The sequence below is a fragment of the Polaromonas sp. YR568 genome, assembly GCF_900116715.1.
GTDB lineage: Bacteria > Pseudomonadota > Gammaproteobacteria > Burkholderiales > Burkholderiaceae_C > Polaromonas.
This window is the reverse complement of the sequence record NZ_FPBM01000001.1, coordinates 238,028-260,899: the sequence shown is the minus strand read 5'-3', so window position 1 is coordinate 260,899 and position 22,872 is coordinate 238,028. Positions and strand designations below refer to the sequence as shown.

The window sequence follows — 22,872 nt, the reverse complement described above, 5'->3', positions numbered from 1 at the left end:
AACATAGTGTTAACAGGCCCTAGTCCCGGCGGGATTCCAGCTGGTGCAGCTCGGCCAGCGTGTTGGCGTTGAAAAAGCCGTGCGGGTCGTCGCCGGGCCGGTCAAAGGGCACAAGGGCGGTTTTGTGCTGCGCCGTCCAGGCGTCGATCTTGCGGCCGCCGCCATGGGTAAAGCGCACCAGGCTTTCCAGCATGTGGGTGCCCATGAGGCAAAACACCGGCTGGGGTCTGAGCTGGCCGTCTTCTTCCGGTGCAGCGGCCATGGCAAAGTCGGCGCCTTCCGCCACAAAGGCCTGGGCCAGCCGCGCCACCAGATCGTCCGGAAACAGCGGTGTGTCGCAGGGCACGGTGAGCATATAAGGCGTCTCGCAGCGCTCCAGCCCGGTGAGAAAGCCCGCCAGCGGCCCGGCAAACTCGCCCAGCCCGGTGCTGTCGGGCCACACCGGCACGCCGAAAGACTCGTAGGCGGCGAGGTTGCGGTTGGCATTGACCATGACCTCGCCGACCTGCGGCGACAGCCGCATCAGCGTATGTAAGGCCAATGGCACGCCATTGAAGTTCTGCAGGCCCTTGTCGACCCCACCCATGCGCGAACCCCGGCCGCCGGCAAGGATCACGCCTGTGATGGCTTCGGCGTGGATGGGCATGGCGTGGTGGTCGTTGGGTGTCAAATCAGCCGCCTATGTAGCTCATCTCGACGCGCTTGGCGTTTGAATCAGAGGTGCTCGTGTCGGCAGGCATCTCAGCGCGCAATTCCGAATAACGGTCATCACGCCCCTGCCAGATATGCGCCACCGCCGCCGCGATCTGGTCGTCGCCGTAGCTGCCGCGCAGCAGGGCGCGCAAGTCCTGGCCCTGGCTGGCAAAGAGGCACAAAAACAGCTTGCCTTCGGTCGAGAGCCGGGCGCGGTTGCAGTCGCTGCAAAAAGCCTGGGTCACGCTGCTGATCACGCCGATCTCGCCCGCGCCGTCGGCATAACGCCAGCGCTCGGCGGTTTCGCCGGTGTAATTTGGGTTAATAGCCACCAGTGGGAATTCGGCGTTCAGGCGCTCCACCACCTGGGCAGACGGCAGCACCTCGTCCATGCGCCAGCCGTTGGTGGCGCCCACATCCATGTACTCAATAAAACGCAGCACCGCGCCGCTGTGGCGGAAGTGCCGGGCCATGGGCAGGATCTCGGCGTCGTTGGTGCCGCGCTTGACCACCATGTTGACCTTGAGCGGTGAGAGCCCCACCTTTTGCGCGGCCTCAATGCCCTTGAGGACATCGGCCACCGGAAAGTCCACATCGTTCATACGCCGGAAGGTCGTGTCGTCCAGTGCGTCCAGGCTCACGGTGACGCGCTGCAAGCCTGCGTCTTTGAGCGACTGGGCCTTTTTGGCGAGCAGCGATGCATTGGTGGTGAGCGTGATGTCCAGCGGCTTGCCCTGCGGCGTCTGCAGTTTTGCCAGCATCTCGATCAGCACTTCCAGGTGCTTGCGCAGCAGCGGCTCGCCACCTGTCAGCCGGATTTTCTCGACCCCATGCGCCACGAATACCTTGGCCAGGCGGGTGATTTCCTCAAAACTCAGCAGCGAGGTTTGTGGCAGGAAGGCGTAGTCCTTGTCGAACACCTCACGCGGCATGCAGTAGCTGCAGCGGAAGTTGCAGCGGTCCGTTACGCTGATGCGCAAGTCCCGCAGCGGCCGGCCCAGCGTGTCACTCAACAGGCCCGTCGGCGCCGTCAAGCGGGCAGGAATATGCGGTACGCGGCTTGCGTAGCGTATATCTGCCAGCGGAATAATCTTTTTGATCGTCATCGTGGGGAGGCCTAAAGGGAGAATTTACTCCATTGGCCCTGCTGAAGGGCCAAAAACGGCCCTTATCCCCAAAGGATGCGCGATTAATGACCTTTGACTTTGATGCAATGAATCCCCCCGCCCAGGCTCACTGCGTGTAGCCTGTCCCCCCTCGAGGGGCGGCGCCTGCGGCCCGGCAGAGCCGGTTCCACGGTCGGATGTAGCCCCCACGCTTTTCACTTCGTGTAATACGCTGCCCCCCGAGGGGGTCGCCCGCCTGCGGCCCGGCAAAGCCGGTTCCGCGGCTCATGCTGGGTTGAGATCAGAGGGTTAGCTCAAGGGGTTTATTTAGACACACCGAGCGCCATCCACCTCAATGCAGACCCCGCTGATGAAGTCCGCCTCGTCGCTGGCCAGATACAGCGCCGCGTTGGCCACGTCCAGCGCGGTGGAGAAGCGTCCCAGCGGGATGCTGGCCCGAAACCTCGCCTTGCGTTCTTCGTCCACCGGCCCGCCGGCAAATTCGGCGGACAGGCCCGTGTCGGGGTTAAAGACCGGGTTGATGCAGTTCACCCGGATGTTGTCAGGCCCCAGTTCGGCTGCCAGCGACTTTGAGGTGGTGATGACCGCTCCCTTGGAGCCGTTGTACCAGGTCAACCCCGGGCGGGGGCGCACGCCGGCCGTAGAGGCAATGTTGATGAAACTGCCGCCGCCCAGGCTGCGAAACACCGGCGTGGCGTGGATGGTGGCCAGGTAAATGCTTTTGACGTTGATGGCGTAGCACTTGTCGAAATCGTCCTCGCTCACATCCAGCGCGGGCTGGTTGCGGTGCGTCCAGCCGGCGTTGCTGACCATCACGTCGAGCCGGCCGTAACGGTCCACAGCGGCCTGGACCAGCGCTTTGACTTCGCTGGACTTCGTCACATCGGCGGCGAAGAAGGAGGCGGTGCCGCCCGCCTTGGTGATCGCCGCCACCACTTTCTCACCCAGCGCGACGTTGATGTCGTTGACGATGACCTTGGCGCCCTCGGCCGCCAGCCGCCTGGCGATGCCTTCCCCAATACCGCCGCCGGAGCCGGTGACGATGATGGATTTGTCTTTGACCCGCATGGGTTTGTCTCCAAGTGTTATTGGTTTTAGAACTACTACGTGAGCTTATTACATCTTCAGCATCAAATCAGTCGTCAACTATCAGTGCTAATGGAAGCGGAGTTCGTGGTCACGTGTGATAAGTAATAGTCAGCTTCGGTCTCGTTTGTTCGCGCGCCAAACGAGAGCCGGTAAGCGTGCCGGCCATTCTGGGCCGAAATTCTCATTCAGAAGGCGGTCCAAGGCTGCAAATCCCAAAAGTTCGACTCGATGGCCTCGTAGGCCTGATTCGCGAATAGCCGGTTTGGTGAACTCCGAGTTGGTGATGAAAACGCCGCGACTTGCGCGATGGGTTTCGACTACCGCAAACAATTCACGCAATGGTGAAACACCGACTTTGTCTTTTACAAGCTTGCATTGGATAAAAACATGCTCTTGTTGGCCTCTTTCCTTTTTCCATGCACGTACGTCGATCCCACCATCTCCAGATTTCCCCGTATGAGTAGCTTCATAACCCATTGCTCGGAACAGCTCATAAGCCAAGAACTCAAACTCTAGCGGTTTTAACTCTAGAAGAACGTCTGGTTCGTGGTCTCTTTTGATATATCGCGTTTTGATAATGGACGCCGCATCGTTAAGACCATTTAGGAATCCGTCGGAGAGTTGATTAAAAAAATTGCTGGAGAAAATCTCCATGACTGCCAGTGCTTTTCTGGGATTGTCGGGTAGCAGGTCTAGTATCCAGTGAATACCTTCCCAAGCACGTTCACCGGTAATCAATCGTCTAAGGTATTCAGACTTTTCTAGCGGCAAATTTTCGATATGAAACGGTAGATTCCGATGGTCAAATCCATAGGTTCCGCCGCCGATCAGCAGTGAACGCAGGAGATGTCTGCACTCGATATCAGAGACCAGGTCTACGTTTAATAAGAATTCGCGAAGCAGCTCATCTGTTGGAAAGCAACAGACCTGAGTCAACACTTTTCGATCTTCTTCTGGTGTTAAAACGATTTTTAACCACTCCCGTAAGCTCAGCTTGGTGTGGTCAATCAGAGGTTTATTTGACGAAGAACTACCATTTGAGTCCGAGCTACCCATACCGCACCGCAACCGTCTTCAGCGTAGTAAACCCATACAGCGCCTCAAAGCCCTTTTCGCGGCCATAGCCTGAGGACTTCACGCCGCCAAACGGCAGCTCGACGCCACCGCCGGCGCCGTAGTTGTTGATGAACACCTGGCCGCTTTTGACGCGTTTGGCCATGCGGAACTGGCGCGCGCCGTCGCGCGTCCAGATGCCGGCGACCAGGCCGAACTGTGTGGCGTTGGCCAGCTCGACCGCGTGGTCTTCGTTCTTGAAGCTCATGGCGCAGAGCACGGGCCCGAAGACCTCGTCCTGCGCCAGCCGGTGCGTCACGGGCACGTCGCGCAGCAGGGTGGGGGCCTGGTAAAAGCCGGTCTCGGGTGCTTCGTCGACGATCTGGCCTTGGGCCACCATGCTGATGTTGGCCACCTGCGCATCGCTTAAAAAGTCCCACACACGCTGCTGCTGGCTTTGCCGGATCAGCGGGCCGACATCCAGGTCCATGGCGGCGGGGCCGACGCGCAGGTTTTCAAAGGCGGCGCCCAGGCGCAGCAGCAGGGGCTCGTAAATTGCCTGCTCCACCAGCAGGCGCGAGCCGGCCGAGCAGGTTTGACCGGCGTTTTGCACGATGGCGTTGATGATGGCCGGGATGGCCAGGTCCAGGTCGGCGTCGGCAAAGACGATTTGCGGGCTTTTGCCGCCCAGCTCCAGCGTGACGGGGCAGTGGCGCTCGGCCGCCACCTGCTGGATCAGCGTGCCCACCGTGGGGCTGCCGGTAAAGCTGATGTGGTCAATGCCCTTGTGGCGGGCCAGTGCGTCGCCCACTTCATGGCCGTAGCCGGTCACGATATTGATGGCGCCGGCCGGAAAGCCGACCTCGGCGGCCAGTTGCGCCACCCGGATCAAGGACAAGCAGGCGTCTTCGGCCGGCTTGACCACGCAGACGTTGCCCGCCGCCAGCGCGCCGCCCACGCTGCGGCCGAAGATCTGCATCGGGTAGTTCCAGGGGATCACATGGCCGGTTACACCGTGGGGCTCGCGCCAGGTCATCACGCTGTAGCCGTCCAGGTAGGGGATGGTGTCGCCGTGCAGCTTGTCGCAGGCGCCGGCATAAAACTCGAAGTAGCGCACCAGGGCGGCCGCATCGGCGCGCGCCTGTTTGGTCGGCTTGCCGCAGTCGCGCTGCTCAATCATCGCCAGCTCTTCGGCATGCTCGGCGATCTTGGCGGAAAGCCGCATCAACAGCCGCCCGCGCTCGGCGGCGCTAAAGCGGCTCCATACCAGCTCCAGGCACTCGCGGGCGCTTTGCACCGCGGTGTCGATGTCGTGCGCATTGCTGCGCTGGATCTCGTCAAAGGCCTGGCCGTCGGACGGGTCGATGACGGGAATGGTTTTGCCGGAAGAGGATGGAACCGACGCGTTGGCGATGTAATTGAGCTGCATGGACCTGATTTTGCTTGAAACCGGCGTTCGCGGCAGCGGGGGAAATCGCTGGTATCAAACAAGCAGGGCCTCAGTTCTTGAGAACCTCTACCAGGTAGCGGCGCTTGCCCGAGGCGTCGGTTTCCACCTCGCGCCCGTGGATGTCGGACTCGAAACCGGGAAACAGCGCGTCCTGCTCCTGCGCGATCGCCAGGTAGCGGAAGATGGATTCGGCTTTTTCGTTGTAGCGCTCGCCGGGCATGATGAGCGGAATGCCTGGCGGGTAGGGCACCAGCATGGTGGCGGCGATGCGGCCCTTGAGCTCATGCGCCTCGACTTTCTCGACCTCGCCGCGCACCAGGTGGGTGTAGGCGTCGGCCGGAATCATGGCCAGGTCGGGCTGCTCCACATACATCTCGCGCATGACCTGCGGAACCTGGTTGGTGCGGTTGAAGTTGTGCAGGGCGTCGCAGAGGTCGCGCAGGCCGGTGGTGGCGTACACATGCGGGTAGGCGTCCGTGAGGTCTGGCAGCACTTCGTTGAGCGGCGCGTTGGCGTCGTAAAGCTGCTTGAAGCTCATCAGCTCGGCCACCAGCGTGCCCCATTTCCCTTTGGTGATGCCCATGGAGAAAAGTATCAGCAGCGAATAGAGGTTGGTTTTTTCGACCACGATGCCGCGTGTCCAGAGGAATTTGCTGACCACCGGCGCGGGTATGCCCTGCGCGCCCATGTCGCCGCTCATCTCCAGGCCCGGCATGGTCAGCGTCACCTTGATGGGGTCTATCAGCACGAAGTCGTCGGCCAGCGCGCCGAAGCCGTGCCAGTCGGCATTGGGACGCAGGCACCAGTCTTCGGGCTGGGAGGCCGGCGTCGCCGAGCCGGCGGCCTTGCGCAGTTTCTTGATGACCGGGTCGGGCTGCCAGACCTTGAACCACCAGTCGTTTTTGGGCAGGTCGCCTTCGATCTGCAGCATGGCGCGGCGAAACGCGAAGGATTCGTCGTGCATTTCCTGCACCAGCGAGGCGCCGGCTTCGCCCTCCATCATTTTGGAGGCCATGTCGCAGGCGGCGATCACCGGGTAAAGAGGGCTGGTGGTGGTGTGCATCATGAAGGCTTCGTTGAAGCGCCCGGTGTCCAGTTTGCGGGTGCGGCTGTCGCGCACGTGGATCATGGAGGCCTGCGAGAACGCGGCCAGCAGCTTGTGCGTGGAGTGCGTTGTGAAGACGATGGCGTCCTGCTCGCGCGGCTTGCCCTTGGCCATGCCGTAGTAGTGCTCATAGAAGGGGTGGAAGGCCGCGTAGGCATACCAGGCTTCGTCAAAATGCAGGTAGTCCACCGCGCCGCCTATGCGGTGGGCGATTTTTTCGGCGTTGTAGCAAAGCCCGTCGTAGGTGGAGTTGGTGACGACGGCGATGCGCAGCCTGGCGCCCGCGGCCATGGCTTTGCTGGCCAGCGGGCTTTCGGCGATGCGGGCCTGGAGCGCGGCAGGGTCGAACTGGTCGTGGCTGATGGGGCCGATGATGCCGTGCGCATTGCGGCTGGGCAAAAAGTACACCGGGATCGCGCCCGTCATGATGAGCGAGTGCAGCAGCGACTTGTGGCAGTTGCGGTCGACCACCACCACGTCACCGCGCGCCACGGTGCCGTGCCAGACGATCTTGTTGGCAGTCGACGTGCCGTTGGTGACGAAGAAGGTGTGGTCGGAACCGAAGTTGCGCGAGGCCTCGGCCTCGGCGTCCTTGATAGGGCCGCTGTGGTCCAGCAGCGAGCCGAGCTCGGGCACCGAGATGGACAAATCGCTGCGCAGCGTGTTTTCGCCGAAGAACTGGTGAAAGGCGCGGCCCACGGCCGACTTGGTGAAAGCGACACCGCCTGCGTGGCCCGGCGTGTACCAGGAGTAATTTGAACTCGCGGTGTGCTTGACCAGCGCCTTGAAAAAAGGCGGCAGCAACTGCTCCATATAGGCCTCGGCGGCGCGCAGCACCTGGCGGGCGATAAAACTCTTGGTGTCTTCAAACAGGTAGAAATAACCGCGCACATGTTTGACGAGCTGGGTCGGGACTTTTTCAACCGAGCCGCGTTCGCCGTAAAGGAACACCGGCAGGTCGGGATGCCGTGCCAGGTTGTCTTCCAGCAGCGCTTCGATTTTTTCGAACTGGTCGGCCTGGCTGGCGGACGCGTCGATGGAAATCAGGATGGCCGAGGCGGCTACATAGGTGCGCACGGCAACACGGGCATCGTCCTGCGTCAGGCCGTCCATCACCCGCTGGCCCTGGGCGCGCAGCTCGCCGGCCAGCTCACGGATCATGGTGCCGCGCAGGTGCTGGGAGTCATAGCAGTTGTCAACGATGACGATGGGGTAGTCGAGGGATTTGAAAAACATGGTCGCGCTCCTTTGGCGATGTGTTTAAAACAAAAAATAAAAGGAATGCCTTTTGGCAAAGCGGATCGGACGGGCTGGGCCGGCCGGCGGCCCGGCCTTTGCGCAGCCTCAGTTCGGCTTCAGTTTGGGGAGTACGGCTTTTCTTTTTCGAGCCGTATCAGCCGCGTACTGACAAAGCCGAACAGGGTGTAGCCGAAGATGGTGGCCACGCCGCCCAGCATCAGCGCCTGTGTGCCAGAGCTGTAGAGCGCCAGGTAGCTGTAGGCGGCCGCAACCAGGCTGATGGCGTTGACAAAAAACGCCTTTTTCGGGTCCACGCCCGAGATCTTCTGGATGGTGATCAGCGCCGCCATCGACAGGATGTAGGGAATGATGTTGGTCACCACCGCAAGGTTGACCAGGGTGTCGAACTGCTTGGTCAAATCGGGGCTGATGGTGAGCAGGGCCAGGGCGGTTTGCACCGCCAGCAGGATCAGCATGGGGATGATGGGTGTACCCGCCTTGTTGACGATGCCGAAGACCGGCAAAAAGTAGCCGGTGTCGGCCGAGCTCTTGAACACTTGGGCGATGGTGAACTGCCAGCCCAGCAGCGAGCCCACGCAGGCCAGCACCATCATGGCCATCACGACCTTGCCGACCATCGGGTTGAACATCTGCGCGAAGGCCAGGCCGAAGGGCGCGGTGGAGGCCACCAGCTCGGGGTTGGACACAATGCCGGCGATGACATTGGTAGAGGCGATGTAAATCACCGCCGCGCCAATGGTGCCGCCCAGCACGGCGACGGGCACGTTTTTCTCGGGGTTCTCCACCGCATCGGCGTTGGCGCAGGCCGACTCCATGCCCAGAAAAGCCCACAGCGTGATCGCGATGGAGCTGCTGGCCGCCTCAAAGAGCGACTTGTTGTGCGGGTTCCAGCCGGCCATGTAGGTGTCGGCGCTGAACCAGAACCAGCCGATTGTCGAGACCGCCACCACCGGTGCGATCACGCCCCAGACGGTGACGCTGCCGATCTTGCCGGTGATGTGCGCGCCGCCGAAGTTGGCAAAGGTGGTGATCCACAGCAGGGCGATGGTGGCCAGGCCGACCTGCATGGGGTCCAGCTTCACGCCGAAGAGCTCGGTCATGTAGCCCACGGCGGTGATGGCGATGGCCACGTTGGCGATCAGCAGCGAACTGCCGTAGGTGTAGTTGGTGAGGTAGTTGCCCGCCTTGCCGAAGGCGTATTCGGAATAGCCGCCCATGCCGCCGGATTTGCGGCTGAGCATGCCGCACTGCGCAAAGCAGTACGCCAGCGCCAGCGAGCCGGTGGCGGTGACCAGCCACGAAAGTATCGAGATCGCGCCGATCTCGGCGAGTTTGGTGGGTAGCAGGACGATGCCTGACCCCAGCATGTTGACGGCGGTAAGCATCGTCAACTGCGACACGCTCATTTTTTTATGGTTGCTGCTATTGCTACTGTTGTTGCTCATGTCATTCCTCCCTGAATGAAAGTTTTTTGCTGAGATCCTTCGAAAACATGCGAAGCCGGAGCGGCGAAGCACGGCAAAACACAGTCGAAGGTGCAACTAGTGTGGCATTTAAAAAGCGCCTGACCGTGCAGAAAATGCCGCGCGTATACAGTCGGTAACAATGGTTTTCACCTTGAAACCATGTGCCTGTTGCGGGGCGGACGTGCCATAAAAAAAGCCCGCCGAAGCGGGCTTTTTGCCGGGGGAGCCTTCCTTACTTGGAGGCCGCAGGTGCTGGCGTGGCGGCTGCAGGCGCCGGGGCCGCCATGGTCGGCGTTGCAGCCGGTGCGCTCACGGCCGGGGGCTCGGCCACGGGAGCGGCGGGCGCTGCCTGTGCGGGGCCGCTGTGGAACTTCATCACCAGCGGCACGATGAGCAGCGCCACGATGTTGATGATCTTGATCAGCGGATTGACGGCCGGGCCGGCGGTGTCCTTGTAGGGGTCACCCACGGTGTCGCCGGTCACGGCGGCCTTGTGCGCCTCCGAGCCTTTGCCGCCGTGGTTGCCGTCTTCAATGTATTTCTTGGCGTTGTCCCATGCGCCGCCGCCGGTGCACATTGAGATCGCGACGAAGAGGCCGGTCACGATGGTGCCCATCAGCAAGCCGCCCAGGGCCTGCGGGCCGAGGGCCAGGCCCACCACGATAGGTACCACCACAGGCAGCAGCGAAGGGATCATCATTTCCTTGATGGCCGCTGTGGTCAGCATGTCAACCGCGGTGTCGTACTCGGGCTTGCCCGTGCCGTCCATGATGCCCTTGATGTCGCGGAACTGGCGGCGCACTTCGACCACTACCGCACCCGCAGCGCGGCCCACGGCTTCCATGGCCATGGCGCCGAACAGGTAAGGAATCAGGCCGCCGATAAAGAGGCCGACGATGACCAGCGGGTTGCTCAGGTCAAAGCTGATGGTGGTGCCATAGGCGTCGAGCTTGTGGGTGTAGTCGGCAAACAGCACCAGGGCTGCCAGGCCGGCGGAGCCGATGGCGTAGCCCTTGGTCACGGCCTTGGTGGTGTTGCCCACGGCGTCCAGCGGGTCGGTGATGTCGCGCACGCTGCTGGGCAGCTCGGCCATCTCGGCAATGCCGCCGGCGTTGTCGGTGATGGGGCCGTAGGCGTCCAGCGCGACCACGATGCCGGCCATGCTCAGCATGGAAGTCGCTGCAATCGCGATGCCGTAAAGGCCCGCCAGCTTGAAGGCCACCAGGATGGCGATACAGACAAAAATCACGGGCCAGGCGGTGGAGCGCATGGACACGCCCAGGCCGGCAATGATGTTGGTGCCGTGGCCGGTGGTGGAGGCCTGCGCAATGTGCTGCACGGGCTTGTATTGCGTGCCGGTGTAGTACTCGGTGACCCAGCAAAGCGCGCCGGTCAGCACCAGGCCGACCGCGCAGGCGCCGAAGAGGCGCATCTGCGTGCCGGTGGCCGTCACGGCGTTGTCGGGCATGAGCCAGATCGTGACGAAGTAAAACGCGATCAGCGACAGCACGCCGGCGATCGCCAGGCCTTTGTACAAGGCCGGCATCACGTTCTTCATGCCGGGCGAGGCCTTGACGAAGAAGCAGCCGATGATGGAGGCGATGATGGACACGCCGCCCAGCGCCAGCGGGTAGGCCGCGGCGGTGGCGCCGGCGTTGGACAGCAGCAGGGCGCCCAGCACCATGGTGGCGATCAGCGTGACCGCGTAGGTTTCAAACAGGTCGGCGGCCATGCCGGCGCAGTCACCCACGTTGTCGCCCACGTTGTCGGCAATCACGGCCGGGTTGCGCGGGTCGTCTTCAGGGATGCCGGCCTCGACCTTGCCCACCAGGTCGGCGCCGACGTCGGCGCCCTTGGTGAAAATGCCGCCGCCCAGCCGGGCGAAGATGGAAATCAGCGATGAGCCGAAGGCAAAACCGATCAGCGGGTTCAGCAGGTTGGCCAGTTTGACGTCCGGCGTATAGGCGCCGTTGCCGGTGAGGAACCAGTAAAAACCGGTCACACCCAAAAGGCCCAGGCCCACCACCAGCATGCCGGTGATGGCGCCGCCGCGGAAGGCGACGTCCAGGGCGGGGCCAATGCCTTTGGTGGCCGCCTGTGCGGTGCGCACATTGGCGCGCACCGAGACGTTCATGCCGATAAAGCCGCAGGCGCCCGAGAGCACCGCGCCGACCACAAAGCCGACGGCGGTCTTGCCGTCGAGGAAGAGGCCGATGAGCACCGCCAGGACGACGCCGACGATGGCGATGGTTTTGTATTGCCTTGCGAGGTAAGCAGCAGCGCCGGTCTGGATGGCTGCCGCGATTTCCTGCATGCGGGCGTTGCCCGCGTCCTGCGAAAGAATCCAGCTGCGTGCCCAGATGCCGTACCCGACGGCGATCAGTCCGCAGACCAGCGCAAGAATGAGCGCTGAGTTGCCTGTCATAGCTGACATGTGAAATCTCCTACGTTGTTTTTCGCTTGGAGGGGGTTGCAACGCTAGCAAATGGTGTCTTAACCCCCGCTGCGTTGCTTCCTCGCTGCTCCCAACATACGGTGGAGACGATTGGCCAACCTTTGAAATTTACTGCCAAAACGTGACAACTTGGCCGGGCGTAAGGTATGAATCAGTAAAATGAGGGTAAATACTGAGCGCCTGCCCAGGCTGCCGGGTGATATCCACCACGCTGGGCTCTCTCGTTTTCATCTCTCCGTCATCTTCCCGTTTTCTTTTTTCTTACCTACTCAAAGCGACCATGTCCCTCGATAAAGTTTCCCCCGGTAAAAACGTTCCCGAATCTTTCAACGTGATCATCGAAATCCCGATGAACGCCGATCCGGTGAAGTACGAAGTGGACAAAGAGTCCGGCGCGATTTTTGTGGACCGCTTCATGAGCACGTCCATGCACTACCCGACCAACTACGGCTACGTGCCCAAGACCATCAGCGGCGACGGCGACCCGGTCGACGTGCTGGTGATCACGCCCGTGCCGCTGATCCCCGGTGTGGTGGTCACTTGCCGCGCCATCGGCATCCTGAAGATGCAGGACGAGGCCGGCGAAGACGGCAAGGTGCTGGCGGTGCCCATCGACAAGAAATGCTCGCTCTATACCCAGTGGCAAAAGCCCGAAGACATGAACCCGTTGCGCCTGAAGACCATCTCCCACTTCTTTGAGCACTACAAAGACCTGGAAGAAGGCAAATGGGTCAAGGTGCTGGGCTGGGAAGGCCCGGACGCCGCGAAGAAAGAAATCACCGACGGCATCGCCAACTACGCCAAAGACGGAAAAGCCTGAATTTGACCTGAAAATCCCGGTAACTTGGGGTTCCAGCCCGCACGGGATGTGCGTAAGCCGCTATCAATAACATAGCAAGCCCTGTTGCCGATAAAGCATAAAAAAAAGCGCCTGAAGGTTTGATCCTTCAGGCGCTTTTTCTTGTCTTGTTCGTTTATTCGCGTGGTCGTTGAGGCTAAGCCCGCGCCGGATCCGGATAAACCAGGCCGTGCAGCCGCCCCTTGTCTTCACGCGGAAACGGCCTCCATTGGCCTTCGGCTTGCGCCAGCCTGTCGGCCACCGCCCACCAGGCGCTGGGGTTCACGCCCAGGCCGATGTGGCTGGCCAGCACTTCGATGTTTTCTGTTTTGGGGTTGCTTGCGCTGGGCGCCTGGATGCTGGCTTGCCAGGCCACCACGCCGTCAGTGCGCGAGTAAATGCTGGTGGTGGGCACAGGCGGCGCGGCCGGCAGGTCGTAGTTCTCGGACTCGCGCTCCACGCTGCGGCCGCTGGTCAGTTCATAAATACGCCAGGCGTTGGTGGCCTTGTGCGAGCCCGCAAAAGGCGAGCCCAGGGTTATCACGCCGCGCACCATGTGCGGCAACTCTTTGGCCAGCTCGCGTGCGTACACACCGCCCAGGCTCCAGCCGATCAGGCTGACCTTGCGGCCGGTGGCTTCAAAGGTACGGATCAGGTTGTCCTTGGCTTCTTCCAGCACGCCGGCGCGCGGGCCGAAGTTAAAGCCCTGGTCCCAGCCCCAGGGGCTGTAGCCGAGCGACTGCAGGTAGTGGCGTAGCGGCACGGTGGTGGCGTCATTGGCTGAAAGGCCGGGGAACACCATCACCGCATGGCCGTCACCCCGCGGGGCGCGGGCCAGCAGCGGCCAGCTGGGGAGCAGGGCGCCGAATTCCCAGAAGGCGCGCAGTTCGAGCGCCAGCAGCCAGGCGCTGGGAGGAACGTCGTGCAGGGGCGGTTTGTGGGAGTCGTGGGGGGAACTGGAAGAATTTCGCTTGGATGACGGGCTTGCCATGGCTTGGAGCATTGAGTGTCTTTTTGGAGTTCCGACAGAAGCAGTATGGAGGCGGTTACGGTTGTTTACAGAGGGAGACGCCTCTAACTTGCACGCCTGGCAGTCGTTTTCGTCACGTTCGTGACAGTTGTTTTGCGGGTTTTTACCGGGGCTGCCTTTGCTGTGGTCTTTGCGGGCGCTTTCACTGGCGCTTTCATCGGGGCTTTCGCTGCAACTTTTTTGACGGTTTTCTTTGCTGCCACCTTGGCCGCTTTTTCAGGCGCTGGCGCAGCGGCAGGCTCCGCAGATGGCGCGCTGGCCATCAGCGCCTGCGCCTCGGTAAACGCATCCTCAATCGCCTTCGCGAGGTCCTTGGCATGCGGCAATGCTTTCTTGTCGGCAATGATGCCGAAGTCCACATGGCCGGCGTAAGTCTGGATGGTGATGTTGAGCGCCAGGCCGTGCAGGATGATGGACAGCGGGTGGAAGGTCAGAAACTTCGCGCCGGCCAGGTACAGCGGCACAGGCGGGCCCGGCACGTTGGAAATGGCCAGGTTGGCCACCATGGGCAGGCGGCTGGCCATGCCGCTTTTGCCATAGGCGTTGAGCGCCATCTTGGCCGCACCGCCCACCAGCCACGGCGCCAGCAATGAGGGGTAATCGGTCGGCAGCAAACCCTTCAGGCTTTGCATGGAAGTCTTGACCTTGCCGGTCGAGGCCATGATGGCGTTCATGCGCTTGAGCGGGTGCGCCAGGTGCGTGCCCAGCTCAACCAGGCTCATGCTGACCTGGTTGCCCAGGTTGCTTGCGTCGGTGGCGCCGGCTTCGCGCAGCGACACCGGCATGGCGGCGACCAGCGATTTTTTGGGCAGGCTGTGGTGTTGCGTGAGGTAGTTGCGCAGCGCGGTCGAGCAGATCCACAACACCATGTCGTTGAACGAACCGCCCACTGCCTTGCCCATGGCTTTGGTTTCGGCCAGCGGGATGGTGGCGGTAACAAACACGCGGCCCGAGCTGATGCCGGCGTTAAAGGGCGTTTGCGGCGCCAGGCGCATCGGCATCTTGGCCTTGACGCCGGTTGCGGAGCTGCCGATGGACTGCTTTGCCAGCGTGCTGCCGAAGGTGGAGGCCGCGGCCGGCAGCGACTTGGCAACCTTGGCCAGCTGCCCAAGCGAGCTGGAAAACACTGAGCCGATCATCTTGCCCAGCTTGAGGTCGGCCTCCAGCTTGCGCTTGCGCTCAGGGTCGGGCGGCGCCACGTCGCGCGGCACCGGGCTCAAGTCCAGCATGGCATTGGCCAGCATCACGCCGCCTTTGCCGTCCAGCGCCGCGTGATGGATCTTGGAGAAAAAGCCCGCGACGACCTTGCCGCCTTGCGATGCTGGCAACTGGATGCGGTCAAAAATATAAAACTCCCAGAGCGGGAAGTCGCGATCAATCACTTCGCCGTGCAGTTGGGCACACAGCTTGTGCACCTCGGCCAGCGTCATGGGCGCCGCGCCTTTTTTGACGGGGTCTGCACGGCGGATATGAAAGTCGATGTCCACCTCGTCGGCGTCCACCCACAGCGGATGGCCCAGATCCAGCGGCATGAACACCAGCTTGCGGCTGAACACCGGCGCCAGGTGCATGCGTTTGCTGATGTGGTCTTTCACCGCCTTGTGAAAGCTGCCCTTGAAGCCCTCCGGTAGTTCGCACAGATTGAGCGAGCCCACATGCATGGGCATCTCGGGGGTTTCAAGGTACAAAAAGGTCGCGTCGAGGCCGGTGAGGGATTTCATGGTTATTGTCTCCGTGAGGAGACGTTAACCGAGTGAGCAGTACTGCGGCACTAGGGTTTGCCGGGGCGTTTTGTGTCAGGCCGTTGCTGTACGTGCGTTTGAGTTTGAAGTAGTCCCGCAGATACCTGCTTCTCGTTCCACTATCGGCTGCGACCTTAGTTTGGGATTATTTTTTCGAGAGTAGGGCCAATTTCACTGAAATGAGAGCGGCAGCCAGAACACGCGTTCATATAGCCAAAAACATCCGCCTTCCTGAAACCGAGAGCGTTGGCTTCATCCAGCAATGGTTTTATCTCCTGCTCCGGGCCTTGTGCCAGAGTCAGTTGGGCTGCCTTGCCGTATAAGGCCACGGCCAGCGTCAGCCGTCCCAGCCCGAAGTTCATGGTTTTAAGCGCCGCCTTGGAATAAACAATGGCGTCGTCAAATGCCTGCTGGGCGATAAAGGCTGCCGCATACCCTTGCGGCGTCCAGGCATCCGTCGGGTACCTGTTCTGCAGCGCCAAAGCCGCATACTTTCTGGTTCTTTCCAGAAGGGGTTCATTTTTCAGTTTGAATTTCGAGGCGTCGTATAGCGCCACAACGTATGCCTTCCTGTCGGATGCTGTCTTGCCTGGTCCGCGAGCTTCAATCATCTCGAAATAGCTGATCGCATCATTGAACGACCTGACGTTCAAGTAATACGTGCCATAGCCATGGAGTAGCCACGGGTCATCTGTACCCGAAGCCTTTGCCTTGTTGAGTTCGTTTAATTGTTCCGCGTAATTCCCCTGGCTTTCAAACACCTGGGCCTTCAGGATGTGCGCCTTGGCGTTGGCCGGGTCTATCGCCAATGCCTTGTCCAGAAAGTCGGCGTAGTTTTGCCAGGGATTGTTGCGAAATTTCTCGAACGAAAGGTGACCGTCTTTGACGGCGACTCTCGCTGCCTGCACGAGCAGGTTCGCATCGTTGGGGTCCGTTTTGAATGCTCTTTCAAGCAGGGGAATCGCCTTCTGCACACTCCCGTCGCCGTAATCAATATCGATCAGTTCCCTTGCTTCTGCGACGTTTTTTGACTCCGGCTTGGACACCGCGAATGCGCTGGAATTTAGCGCGCTTCCGAGGAGAAAAACTGTGAATGCAATGACGAACTTTTGCCCTGATTTGAAAAAATGCATATGGTATTTATGAGTTAGATGGCGGGTGAGCAGACGAGATGCCCGCGGCCATTTTGCATGAGAGGTGCGAGCTAGCCGCCGGTCACATCCGCATCCGACAGCATGCCTTGCTCGTCTTCATGCAGCCCGGCCACCGGTGTCGCTTTGGCCAGGGCCATCCATACGCCGAGCGGCAATTGCTGCCGCGCGCGGCGCGGCGCGGCGCGAACAACAAGCAGGCGATTGTTTTCCATCAGCATCACGCCGCACTCGGTGGGAACTTCATCAGCAGCGCCTATGGGCCGGCCTTTGGCGTCGCAGCCCAGTACGTACCAGCACTCGCCGCCCAGGTCGAGGTAGGCCGCGCGCTTTTCGGGGCGGCGCAGGTCGCCCAGCAGGTCGGCGCGGTGCACCTTGATCTCGTGAACGATGGGGTCCACGTATTCCTGCACTGTGGTATTGCGGATCGAGAACACGTCGGGCCGCACCATGCACCAGCGCACTTTGCCGCCTTCGGTTTCAGGAGGAAGTTGGGCGCGCAGGCTCAAGCCGCGCCAGGTGATGCGGCCGGCGCGCACCATCTCGCCGGCAACGCGCCCGACCAGCGCTTCGTGTTTGGACAAGGCCGCGCGGTTGCGCAGCAATGTCTCGGCCAGGTAAGCCACACCGGCGTCGGTGACACGCAGGGTTTCATGGCCCGCCGGGCCGGCCACACGTTGCAGCATGCCGCTGGCGAGCAGTTCAATCTCCAGCAGGTCCTGCGAAGGCCAGCCGGCGGAGCGGTAGATGTCGCGCAGGCGCCGGGCGTGGGTGCGGCCCAGTGGCGGAGCCGGGGCAGGTGTGGCGATATCCGTCATCGAAAAGAAGGTGTTGCGGCTTTCAGAGTGGGACGATCTCGAAGCGCGCGTTGTCCATGTTGTCGCCCAAGGGCCGCATGGCTGCGAGGATGGCGTCGGTCTCTGCGTGCTGCCATAGCGCGATGACCTGCTCCTCGGCTTCGGAGGCGCCTTCCAGCGGCAGGTCTTCCTGCAACGTTTGCGCCAGCATGTAGGCCTGCAGTGAGGGCAGCACGTACTCGGGGCCGCCCAGGGCAAATTCAAGCGCCATGCGAAAGCGCAATTCGGCGGCGGCGCGCTGGTCGGCGCTCAGGCCGGGACATTCGACGAGATTGACCTTGTACTGGCCTTGTTCTGTGGGGGTGTTATCGGGCATGGGATTCCTTTGGGGTATTTATAGCAAATGGGCGCTATCGGCATGAATGGATTGCCTGGCAGGCGGGGCGACTTAAACCGCCGGCTTTGCCTGGCTCGGGGGCGACTCCCGCTTGAAAGGGTTGCGGCGCTCCAGGTCTTCCATGTAGTTCGCGATTCCCGCGCCTTCCCGCTCCAGAAAGCGCTCTACCGCGTCGGCAAACGCGGGATGCGCCAGCCAGTGCGCGCTGGTGGTCTTGACGGGCAGCAGGGCGCGGGCCATTTTGTGCTCGCCCTGTGCGCCGCCTTCAAAACGCTGGTAGCCGTGTTCTATGCACCACTGCAGCGGCTGGTAGTAGCAGGCCTCAAAGTGCAGGCAGTCCACACGGGCGAGGGCGCCCCAGTAGCGGCCGTAGGCGGTCAGCGGCCGGTTCTGCGCATGAAGTTGGCCATTTGCCCCTGCGGGATTGGGGCTGATGGCTATCAAACTTGTCGCAATGGGCCGGCGCTGGCCGTCAGCGCCGTGCTCCGCCACAAACAGCAGCCAGTTTTCCGGCATGGTGTCCTGCATGCGCTGGAAGAAGTCGCGGCTGAGATAGGGTGCGTTGCCGTGCTCGTAATACGTCCGTTCGTAGCAGCGGTAGAAAAAGTCCCAGTCGGCGTCGCTGATCTCTTTGCCCTGCGACCAGCGAAAGCTAATGCCGGCATCCTGCACCTTGCGGCGTTCCTGGCGGATCTTTTTGCGCTTTTCCTGGCTGAGGGATGCGAGGAAGTCGTCGAAGTCGCGGTAGCCGGAGGGCGGGCCAGACCAATGGAACTGGACGGTGTGGCGCAGCATGAGGCCGGCTTCCTGGCAGGCGGCGACATCTTCGTCGGCGGTGAACAGCAGATGAAGGGAAGAAAGGTCTTCCTCCGTGCACCAGGCTACCAGCGCCTTGACCAGCAAGGTGCGCTCGGCCGGCGTACGTGCCAGGAGGCGGGCGCCAGGGACGGGCGTGAAGGGCACGGCGGCCACGGCTTTGGGGTAGTAGGGCAGCCCATGCTGCTGGTAGGCATTGGCCCAGGCGTGGTCGAACACGTATTCACCGTAGGAGTGGTCTTTGAGGTAGAGCGCGCAGGCGCCGGCCAGTGCGTCGCCTTTCCACAGCGTGACAAAGCAGGGCGTCCAGCCGGTTTCAGGCGTGGCGCTGCCGCTTTCGTGCAGGGCGGCCAGGTACTCATGGCGCATAAAGGGGTTGACGGCCTCGCCCGGGCTTTGCGCGGCCAGCAAGGCGTTCCATTCGGCGGCATTGACCTTCAGCGGCGAATCCAGCACGCGGATGACATAATCGTTTGAGTCTTTTTTCACGTGTTTTTCGGGGTTTTACTTCTACATGCCACTCAAAATCTGCGTTGCCCAGCTGAACTATTGCGTAGGAGACATGCCAGGCAATGCGCAAAAGATCATCGAGGCGGCCCGCACGGCCTATGCGGACGGCGCCCGCCTGGTGCTGACACCCGAGCTGGCGATTTGCGGCTATGCGGCGGAAGACCTGTTTTTGCGCCCGTCTTTCATCCAGGCCTGTGATGATGCCGTGAATCAGGTGGCCCGTGAGCTGGCCGGGTTAAAAGGCCTGACGGTGGTGGTGGGCACGCCCACGCACGGCGACAACGGCAAGGGCTTGCGCACCAAAAGCGTGGAAGTGCAGCAGCGCCACAACGCCGCCAGAGTGCTTCGCGAAGGCCGCATGATCGAAACCTATGCCAAGCGGGAGTTGCCCAATTACCAGGTGTTTGACGAGCGCCGCTACTTCACGCCGGGGCAGGGCACCTGCGTGTTCCAGGCCGGAGAGGGCGACGACGCCATCAGCATCGGCCTGCTGATTTGCGAGGACGCCTGGTTTGAAGAGCCGGCCCGCCTGGCCAAAGAGGCCGGCGCCGAGCTGCTGGTCGTTATCAATGCCTCGCCTTTCCATGTCGGCAAGGGCGGCGAGCGCGAGCAGATGATGCAGGCCCGGTCTCTGGCCACCGGCCTGCCATTGATTTATGCGCACATGGTGGGCGGGCAGGACGAAATCGTGTTTGAGGGGCGCTCGTTTGCGCTGCAAGCGGACGGGGCCCTGGCCGGCCGGGCCGAGAGTTTTAAGGAAAACCTGTTTGTAACCCAGGCAGAACGTACGCAGGAAGCTATTAAATTAATAGCGAACACCATTCCCGAGCGCAGCCATGAAGCCGACCTGTGGGACGCGCTGGTGCTGGGTGTGCGCGACTACCTGGGCAAAAACGGCTTTCCAGGCGCGATTCTGGGCTTGTCGGGCGGTATCGATTCAGCCCTGGTGCTGGCGATTGCGGTCGACGCGCTGGGCGCCGACAAGGTGCGCGCGGTGATGATGCCTTCGCCCTATACGGCCGACATCTCGTGGATCGACGCGCGCGAAATGGCCGAGCGGGTAAAGGTGCGTTATGACGAGATTTCCATCGTGCCTGAGTTCGAGGCCTTCAAGGCTTCGCTGGCGGGCGAATTCAAGGGCCTGAAGGAAGACACGACTGAAGAAAACATCCAGGCGCGCATACGCGGGGTGTTTTTGATGGCGCTGTCCAACAAGTTCGGCTCCATCGTGCTGACGACAGGCAACAAGAGCGAGATGGCGACCGGCTATTGCACGCTTTACGGCGACATGGCGGGCGGCTTTGCGGTGATCAAGGACGTGCTCAAGACTTCGGTGTTTCGCCTGGCGCGCTGGCGCAATGCCAATGATCCTTATGGCACCGGCAGCAACCCGATTCCCGAGCGCATCATCACGCGCCCGCCCAGCGCCGAGCTGCGCCCCGACCAGACCGACCAGGACAGCCTGCCGCCGTACGAGGTGCTGGATGCCATTTTGTCGCGCTATATGGAGAATGACGAAAGCGCGGAAGGCATCATCGCCGCCGGCTTTGACCGGGCGGTGGTTGAGCGTGTAGCGCGCCTGATCCGCATCAACGAATACAAGCGCCGCCAGGCGCCGGTGGGCATCAGGGTCACCCACAGGAGCTTTGGCAAGGATTGGCGCTATCCTATTACCAGCAAATTCAGACAATGAGGCCCCCACGGTCGCTCGCTTCGCGTAGCTCCCTGCCCCCCGAGGGGGCCGCTGCGCCTGCGGTCTGGCAAAGCCAGTCCCGCGGTCCCTGCTGGTGAAGACCTTGCATGTCGCACGCCGCTAAATGCTTTTGAAGATAGTTAAAACCAACGGAGATATTCAGTGAAACAAATTACCGCTGTCCTTAAGCCTTTCAAACTCGAAGAAGTCCGTGAGGCTTTGGCCGAATGCGGCGTGACCGGCCTGACGGTTACGGAAGTCAAGGGTTTCGGCCGCCAGAAGGGTCACACCGAGCTGTACCGTGGCGCCGAGTACGTGGTCGACTTCCTGCCCAAAGTCAAGGTTGAAGTCGTGGTGAAAACCGAAGACGTGGAGCGCTGTGTGGATGCCATCGTGCGCGCCGCGCGCACCGGCAAGATCGGCGACGGCAAGATTTTCATCACCAGCGTCGAGCGCGTGGTGCGCATTCGCACCGGTGAGGAAGACGAAGCGGCGGTCTAGGTCAGATTTGGTCGAGGCGGGTGGCTGCAGGTGTCATGCCTGCCGATTGCACCAGGGCTTCGAGCAAGGGTTCGGCGTTGGTGCCTGTGCGTATCAGGTCCATCAGCCATTCGTTCATGAACCCGGCCTTCACTGACGCGTCCAGGAAGGCCAGCAGGTTGTCGTAATAGCCGCCCATATTGAGCAGTCCGACTGGTTTGTCGTGATAGCCCAACTGGCGCCAGGTCCACACTTCAAAGAGCTCTTCCAGTGTGCCGATGCCGCCTGGCAAGGCCAAAAACGCATCCGCCTTCTCGGCCATGATGCGTTTGCGTTCATGCATGTTTTCGACGATGTGCAGCTCAGTGCAACCCGTGTGGGCCCATTCTTTTTCGACCAGCGCTTTGGGAATGACACCGACCACCCGGGCGCCGGCGGCCAGCGCCGCGTCTGCCAGGATGCCCATCAGGCCGTTTCGGCCGCCGCCGTAGACCAGCTGGCCGCCATGGGTGCCGATCCAGGTTCCGACCAGGGCGGCAGTCGCAGCAAATTCAGGTTGATTACCAGGGCGTGAGCCGCAATAAACGCAAATGGAAAAGGCAGGTTTTTGAGCTTCGGTCACTTCGTTGATGCCAATGTTCATGCGGTAAATCGTTGAAAAAGCGCCATGGCCCAGGTGCCCGCACAAAGCAGCAGGCTGAGCAGGACGGCGGCGCTGCCCATGTCCTTGGCGCGCTTGGACAGGTCGTGCCATTCGGGGCCAATCCGGTCAATGGCGGTTTCGATGCCGGTATTGAGAAGCTCCACGATCATGATGAGGATGACCGTGCCGGCCAGCAAAACGGTCTCGACCCAGCTGCGGCCCAGCCAGAAAGCGGCGGGTATGAGCACGATGGAGGCGATGGCCTCCTGGCGAAACGCCGTTTCATGCCAACCGGCGCGCAGGCCGGCAATAGAGTAGCCGGTGGCGTGCCAGACGCGGCTCAGGCCCTTGCGGTTTTTTTGGGGATTGACCTGCTCATCAACAGCCGTGTGGGCGGCGGGGCTGGCGGAAGCTGGCACTGAGGCGGAAAGCGGAACTTGTTCGGACATGGGGCGATTGTGGCGCAGCTTTATGGCATGTTGATGTTAGGGCTGGCTGGAAGGTGCGGCACCGGCGGCTTCTGGCTTGGGCTTGCCCTTGCGGCCAGGCCTTTCGGGCGCTACCCAGGTGATCAATCGCGTGCCTGCAAAGGCGTCGTGCCAGAACTGTTTCTGGGGATGAAAGCGCGCCAGGATGGCCCAGATCGCGACCCAACCCAAAGTCAGCACAGCACCCTCGCGGCCTGGCAACGCGAATATCCAGCTTGCGGCCAGCGGGGGCAGGAACCATAGCCAGCTGAAGGCATAGCGCAGCAGGGCGCGTTTTTGGGTGATGGGTGCGCCATGGACATCCACCACGCGGATGTTCCAGGTCTTCATGGCCAGCGTCTGGCCCTTGGCCCAGAACCAGACGAAGTAGATCCCGAAAATGACGAACACAAAGGCCTGCAGGGCATGGCGATTGTCCAGCGCGTTGCGGGTCTGGCTCAGTGTGCTGAACAGGTATCCGGCAAGAAAAACCACGCCGAACATCAGCATGCCTTCGTACATCCAGCAGGCCATGCGCCTGGGCAGGGACGGTATTTGGGGGGTATCGGTGACTGTCACGTGTATCGCTATGAATGCTCGCCGGCAGGTG

Annotated in this window: 20 protein-coding genes; 3 read left to right on the top strand and 17 right to left on the bottom strand. The window is 61.6% G+C overall.

What is annotated here, in order from left to right; genetic code table 11:
* Nucleotides 1–19: 19 nt before the first annotated feature.
* From mobA to BM408_RS01190, 8 genes are all read right to left on the bottom strand, one after another.
* A complete protein-coding gene (gene mobA, locus BM408_RS01225; RefSeq protein ID WP_092127218.1) occupies nt 20–646 on the bottom strand; it encodes a molybdenum cofactor guanylyltransferase MobA in 627 nt (208 codons plus the stop codon).
* Nucleotides 647–671: 25 nt separating this feature from the next.
* Nucleotides 672–1,799 carry a GTP 3',8-cyclase MoaA gene (gene moaA / locus BM408_RS01220; protein ID WP_092126116.1) on the bottom strand — a complete coding sequence of 376 codons (1,128 nt, stop codon included), beginning with the start codon at nt 1,797–1,799 and terminating at the stop codon, nt 672–674.
* A gap of 327 nt (nt 1,800–2,126) precedes the next feature.
* Nucleotides 2,127–2,888 carry an SDR family oxidoreductase gene (locus BM408_RS01215; protein ID WP_092126114.1) on the bottom strand — a complete coding sequence of 254 codons (762 nt, stop codon included), beginning with the start codon at nt 2,886–2,888 and terminating at the stop codon, nt 2,127–2,129.
* A 129-nt stretch (nt 2,889–3,017) separates the two neighbouring features.
* A complete protein-coding gene (locus BM408_RS01210; RefSeq protein WP_092126111.1) occupies nt 3,018–3,965 on the bottom strand; it encodes a restriction endonuclease in 948 nt (315 codons plus the stop codon).
* Nucleotides 3,958–5,391, bottom strand: coding sequence for an aldehyde dehydrogenase family protein (locus tag BM408_RS01205; protein WP_092126109.1), 1,434 nt, complete (start codon nt 5,389–5,391; stop codon nt 3,958–3,960). Before BM408_RS01205 ends, BM408_RS01210 begins: the two co-directional genes overlap by 8 nt.
* Before the next feature lie 70 nt (nt 5,392–5,461).
* Entirely contained in the window at nt 5,462–7,753 is a 2,292-nt protein-coding gene (locus tag BM408_RS01200; protein ID WP_092126107.1) for an Orn/Lys/Arg family decarboxylase, read from the bottom strand.
* 119 nt (nt 7,754–7,872) lie between these two features.
* On the bottom strand, nt 7,873–9,222 hold the full coding sequence (gene potE, locus BM408_RS01195; protein WP_092126105.1) for a putrescine-ornithine antiporter: 1,350 nt from the start codon (nt 9,220–9,222) through the stop codon (nt 7,873–7,875).
* Nucleotides 9,223–9,475: 253 nt separating this feature from the next.
* A complete protein-coding gene (locus tag BM408_RS01190; protein ID WP_175541679.1) occupies nt 9,476–11,668 on the bottom strand; it encodes a sodium-translocating pyrophosphatase in 2,193 nt (730 codons plus the stop codon).
* Nucleotides 11,669–11,978: 310 nt separating this feature from the next.
* On the opposite strand from BM408_RS01190, the gene ppa reads away from it, so the two are divergent.
* Nucleotides 11,979–12,518, top strand: coding sequence for an inorganic diphosphatase (gene ppa / locus BM408_RS01185; protein ID WP_092126101.1), 540 nt, complete (start codon nt 11,979–11,981; stop codon nt 12,516–12,518).
* Between the two features lie 175 nt (nt 12,519–12,693).
* Here the strand turns inward: ppa and BM408_RS01180 are convergent, their stop codons facing one another.
* The 6 genes from BM408_RS01180 to BM408_RS01155 all read right to left on the bottom strand — a co-directional run bounded on the left by BM408_RS01180 (nt 12,694) and on the right by BM408_RS01155 (nt 18,958).
* Nucleotides 12,694–13,527 carry a lipase family protein gene (locus BM408_RS01180; protein WP_092127216.1) on the bottom strand — a complete coding sequence of 278 codons (834 nt, stop codon included), beginning with the start codon at nt 13,525–13,527 and terminating at the stop codon, nt 12,694–12,696.
* 83 nt (nt 13,528–13,610) lie between these two features.
* Nucleotides 13,611–15,287, bottom strand: a complete 1,677-nt coding sequence (locus tag BM408_RS01175) for a wax ester/triacylglycerol synthase family O-acyltransferase (RefSeq protein ID WP_092126099.1) — start codon at nt 15,285–15,287, stop codon at nt 13,611–13,613.
* A gap of 155 nt (nt 15,288–15,442) precedes the next feature.
* Entirely contained in the window at nt 15,443–16,441 is a 999-nt protein-coding gene (locus tag BM408_RS01170) for a tetratricopeptide repeat protein (protein WP_092126097.1), read from the bottom strand.
* Nucleotides 16,442–16,512: 71 nt separating this feature from the next.
* The gene (locus BM408_RS01165) at nt 16,513–17,277 is read right to left on the bottom strand and encodes a hypothetical protein (RefSeq protein WP_092126095.1); all 765 of its coding nucleotides are present in this window, start codon (nt 17,275–17,277) and stop codon (nt 16,513–16,515) included.
* Nucleotides 17,278–17,299: 22 nt separating this feature from the next.
* Nucleotides 17,300–17,632, bottom strand: a complete 333-nt coding sequence (locus tag BM408_RS01160; RefSeq protein ID WP_092126093.1) for a hypothetical protein — start codon at nt 17,630–17,632, stop codon at nt 17,300–17,302.
* A 72-nt stretch (nt 17,633–17,704) separates the two neighbouring features.
* Nucleotides 17,705–18,958: a GNAT family N-acetyltransferase gene (locus BM408_RS01155; RefSeq protein WP_092126091.1), complete on the bottom strand. Its 1,254-nt coding sequence runs from the start codon at nt 18,956–18,958 to the stop codon at nt 17,705–17,707.
* Between the two features lie 25 nt (nt 18,959–18,983).
* Here BM408_RS01155 and BM408_RS01150 point away from each other — a divergent pair, with 25 nt between their 5' ends.
* Nucleotides 18,984–20,672: an NAD+ synthase gene (locus BM408_RS01150; RefSeq protein WP_092126089.1), complete on the top strand. Its 1,689-nt coding sequence runs from the start codon at nt 18,984–18,986 to the stop codon at nt 20,670–20,672.
* 162 nt (nt 20,673–20,834) lie between these two features.
* Nucleotides 20,835–21,173, top strand: coding sequence for a P-II family nitrogen regulator (locus BM408_RS01145; RefSeq protein WP_007869659.1), 339 nt, complete (start codon nt 20,835–20,837; stop codon nt 21,171–21,173).
* Nucleotide 21,174: 1 nt separating this feature from the next.
* Here the strand turns inward: BM408_RS01145 and BM408_RS01140 are convergent, their stop codons facing one another.
* From BM408_RS01140 to BM408_RS01130, 3 genes are read right to left on the bottom strand one after another with little or no spacing between them, the layout of a single operon-like run.
* Nucleotides 21,175–21,795 (bottom strand): LOG family protein, encoded by a 621-nt coding sequence (locus BM408_RS01140; protein WP_092126087.1) that lies wholly within the window; start codon nt 21,793–21,795, stop codon nt 21,175–21,177.
* Nucleotides 21,792–22,244: a diacylglycerol kinase gene (locus tag BM408_RS01135; RefSeq protein WP_254774664.1), complete on the bottom strand. Its 453-nt coding sequence runs from the start codon at nt 22,242–22,244 to the stop codon at nt 21,792–21,794. The genes BM408_RS01140 and BM408_RS01135 overlap by 4 nt, the downstream gene beginning before the upstream one ends.
* A 36-nt stretch (nt 22,245–22,280) precedes the next feature.
* The gene (locus BM408_RS01130; protein WP_092126085.1) at nt 22,281–22,796 is read right to left on the bottom strand and encodes an RDD family protein; all 516 of its coding nucleotides are present in this window, start codon (nt 22,794–22,796) and stop codon (nt 22,281–22,283) included.
* Nucleotides 22,797–22,872: the final 76 nt, after the last annotated feature.

Excerpts from the sequence above, each read along its gene's own strand:
- mobA (WP_092127218.1), bottom strand. The coding sequence starts at position 646 with ATGCCCATCCACGCCGAAGCCATCACAGGCGTGATCCTTGCCGGCGGC.
- moaA (WP_092126116.1), bottom strand. The coding sequence starts at position 1,799 with ATGACGATCAAAAAGATTATTCCGCTGGCAGATATACGCTACGCAAGC.
- BM408_RS01215 (WP_092126114.1), bottom strand. The coding sequence starts at position 2,888 with ATGCGGGTCAAAGACAAATCCATCATCGTCACCGGCTCCGGCGGCGGT.
- BM408_RS01210 (WP_092126111.1), bottom strand. The coding sequence starts at position 3,965 with ATGGGTAGCTCGGACTCAAATGGTAGTTCTTCGTCAAATAAACCTCTG.
- BM408_RS01205 (WP_092126109.1), bottom strand. The coding sequence starts at position 5,391 with ATGCAGCTCAATTACATCGCCAACGCGTCGGTTCCATCCTCTTCCGGC.
- BM408_RS01200 (WP_092126107.1), bottom strand. The coding sequence starts at position 7,753 with ATGTTTTTCAAATCCCTCGACTACCCCATCGTCATCGTTGACAACTGC.
- potE (WP_092126105.1), bottom strand. The coding sequence starts at position 9,222 with ATGAGCAACAACAGTAGCAATAGCAGCAACCATAAAAAAATGAGCGTG.
- BM408_RS01190 (WP_175541679.1), bottom strand. The coding sequence starts at position 11,668 with ATGACAGGCAACTCAGCGCTCATTCTTGCGCTGGTCTGCGGACTGATC.
- ppa (WP_092126101.1), top strand. The coding sequence starts at position 11,979 with ATGTCCCTCGATAAAGTTTCCCCCGGTAAAAACGTTCCCGAATCTTTC.
- BM408_RS01180 (WP_092127216.1), bottom strand. The coding sequence starts at position 13,527 with ATGGCAAGCCCGTCATCCAAGCGAAATTCTTCCAGTTCCCCCCACGAC.
- BM408_RS01175 (WP_092126099.1), bottom strand. The coding sequence starts at position 15,287 with ATGAAATCCCTCACCGGCCTCGACGCGACCTTTTTGTACCTTGAAACC.
- BM408_RS01170 (WP_092126097.1), bottom strand. The coding sequence starts at position 16,441 with ATGCATTTTTTCAAATCAGGGCAAAAGTTCGTCATTGCATTCACAGTT.
- BM408_RS01165 (WP_092126095.1), bottom strand. The coding sequence starts at position 17,277 with ATGACGGATATCGCCACACCTGCCCCGGCTCCGCCACTGGGCCGCACC.
- BM408_RS01160 (WP_092126093.1), bottom strand. The coding sequence starts at position 17,632 with ATGCCCGATAACACCCCCACAGAACAAGGCCAGTACAAGGTCAATCTC.
- BM408_RS01150 (WP_092126089.1), top strand. The coding sequence starts at position 18,984 with ATGCCACTCAAAATCTGCGTTGCCCAGCTGAACTATTGCGTAGGAGAC.
- BM408_RS01140 (WP_092126087.1), bottom strand. The coding sequence starts at position 21,795 with ATGAACATTGGCATCAACGAAGTGACCGAAGCTCAAAAACCTGCCTTT.
- BM408_RS01135 (WP_254774664.1), bottom strand. The coding sequence starts at position 22,244 with ATGTCCGAACAAGTTCCGCTTTCCGCCTCAGTGCCAGCTTCCGCCAGC.
- BM408_RS01130 (WP_092126085.1), bottom strand. The coding sequence starts at position 22,796 with ATGGCCTGCTGGATGTACGAAGGCATGCTGATGTTCGGCGTGGTTTTT.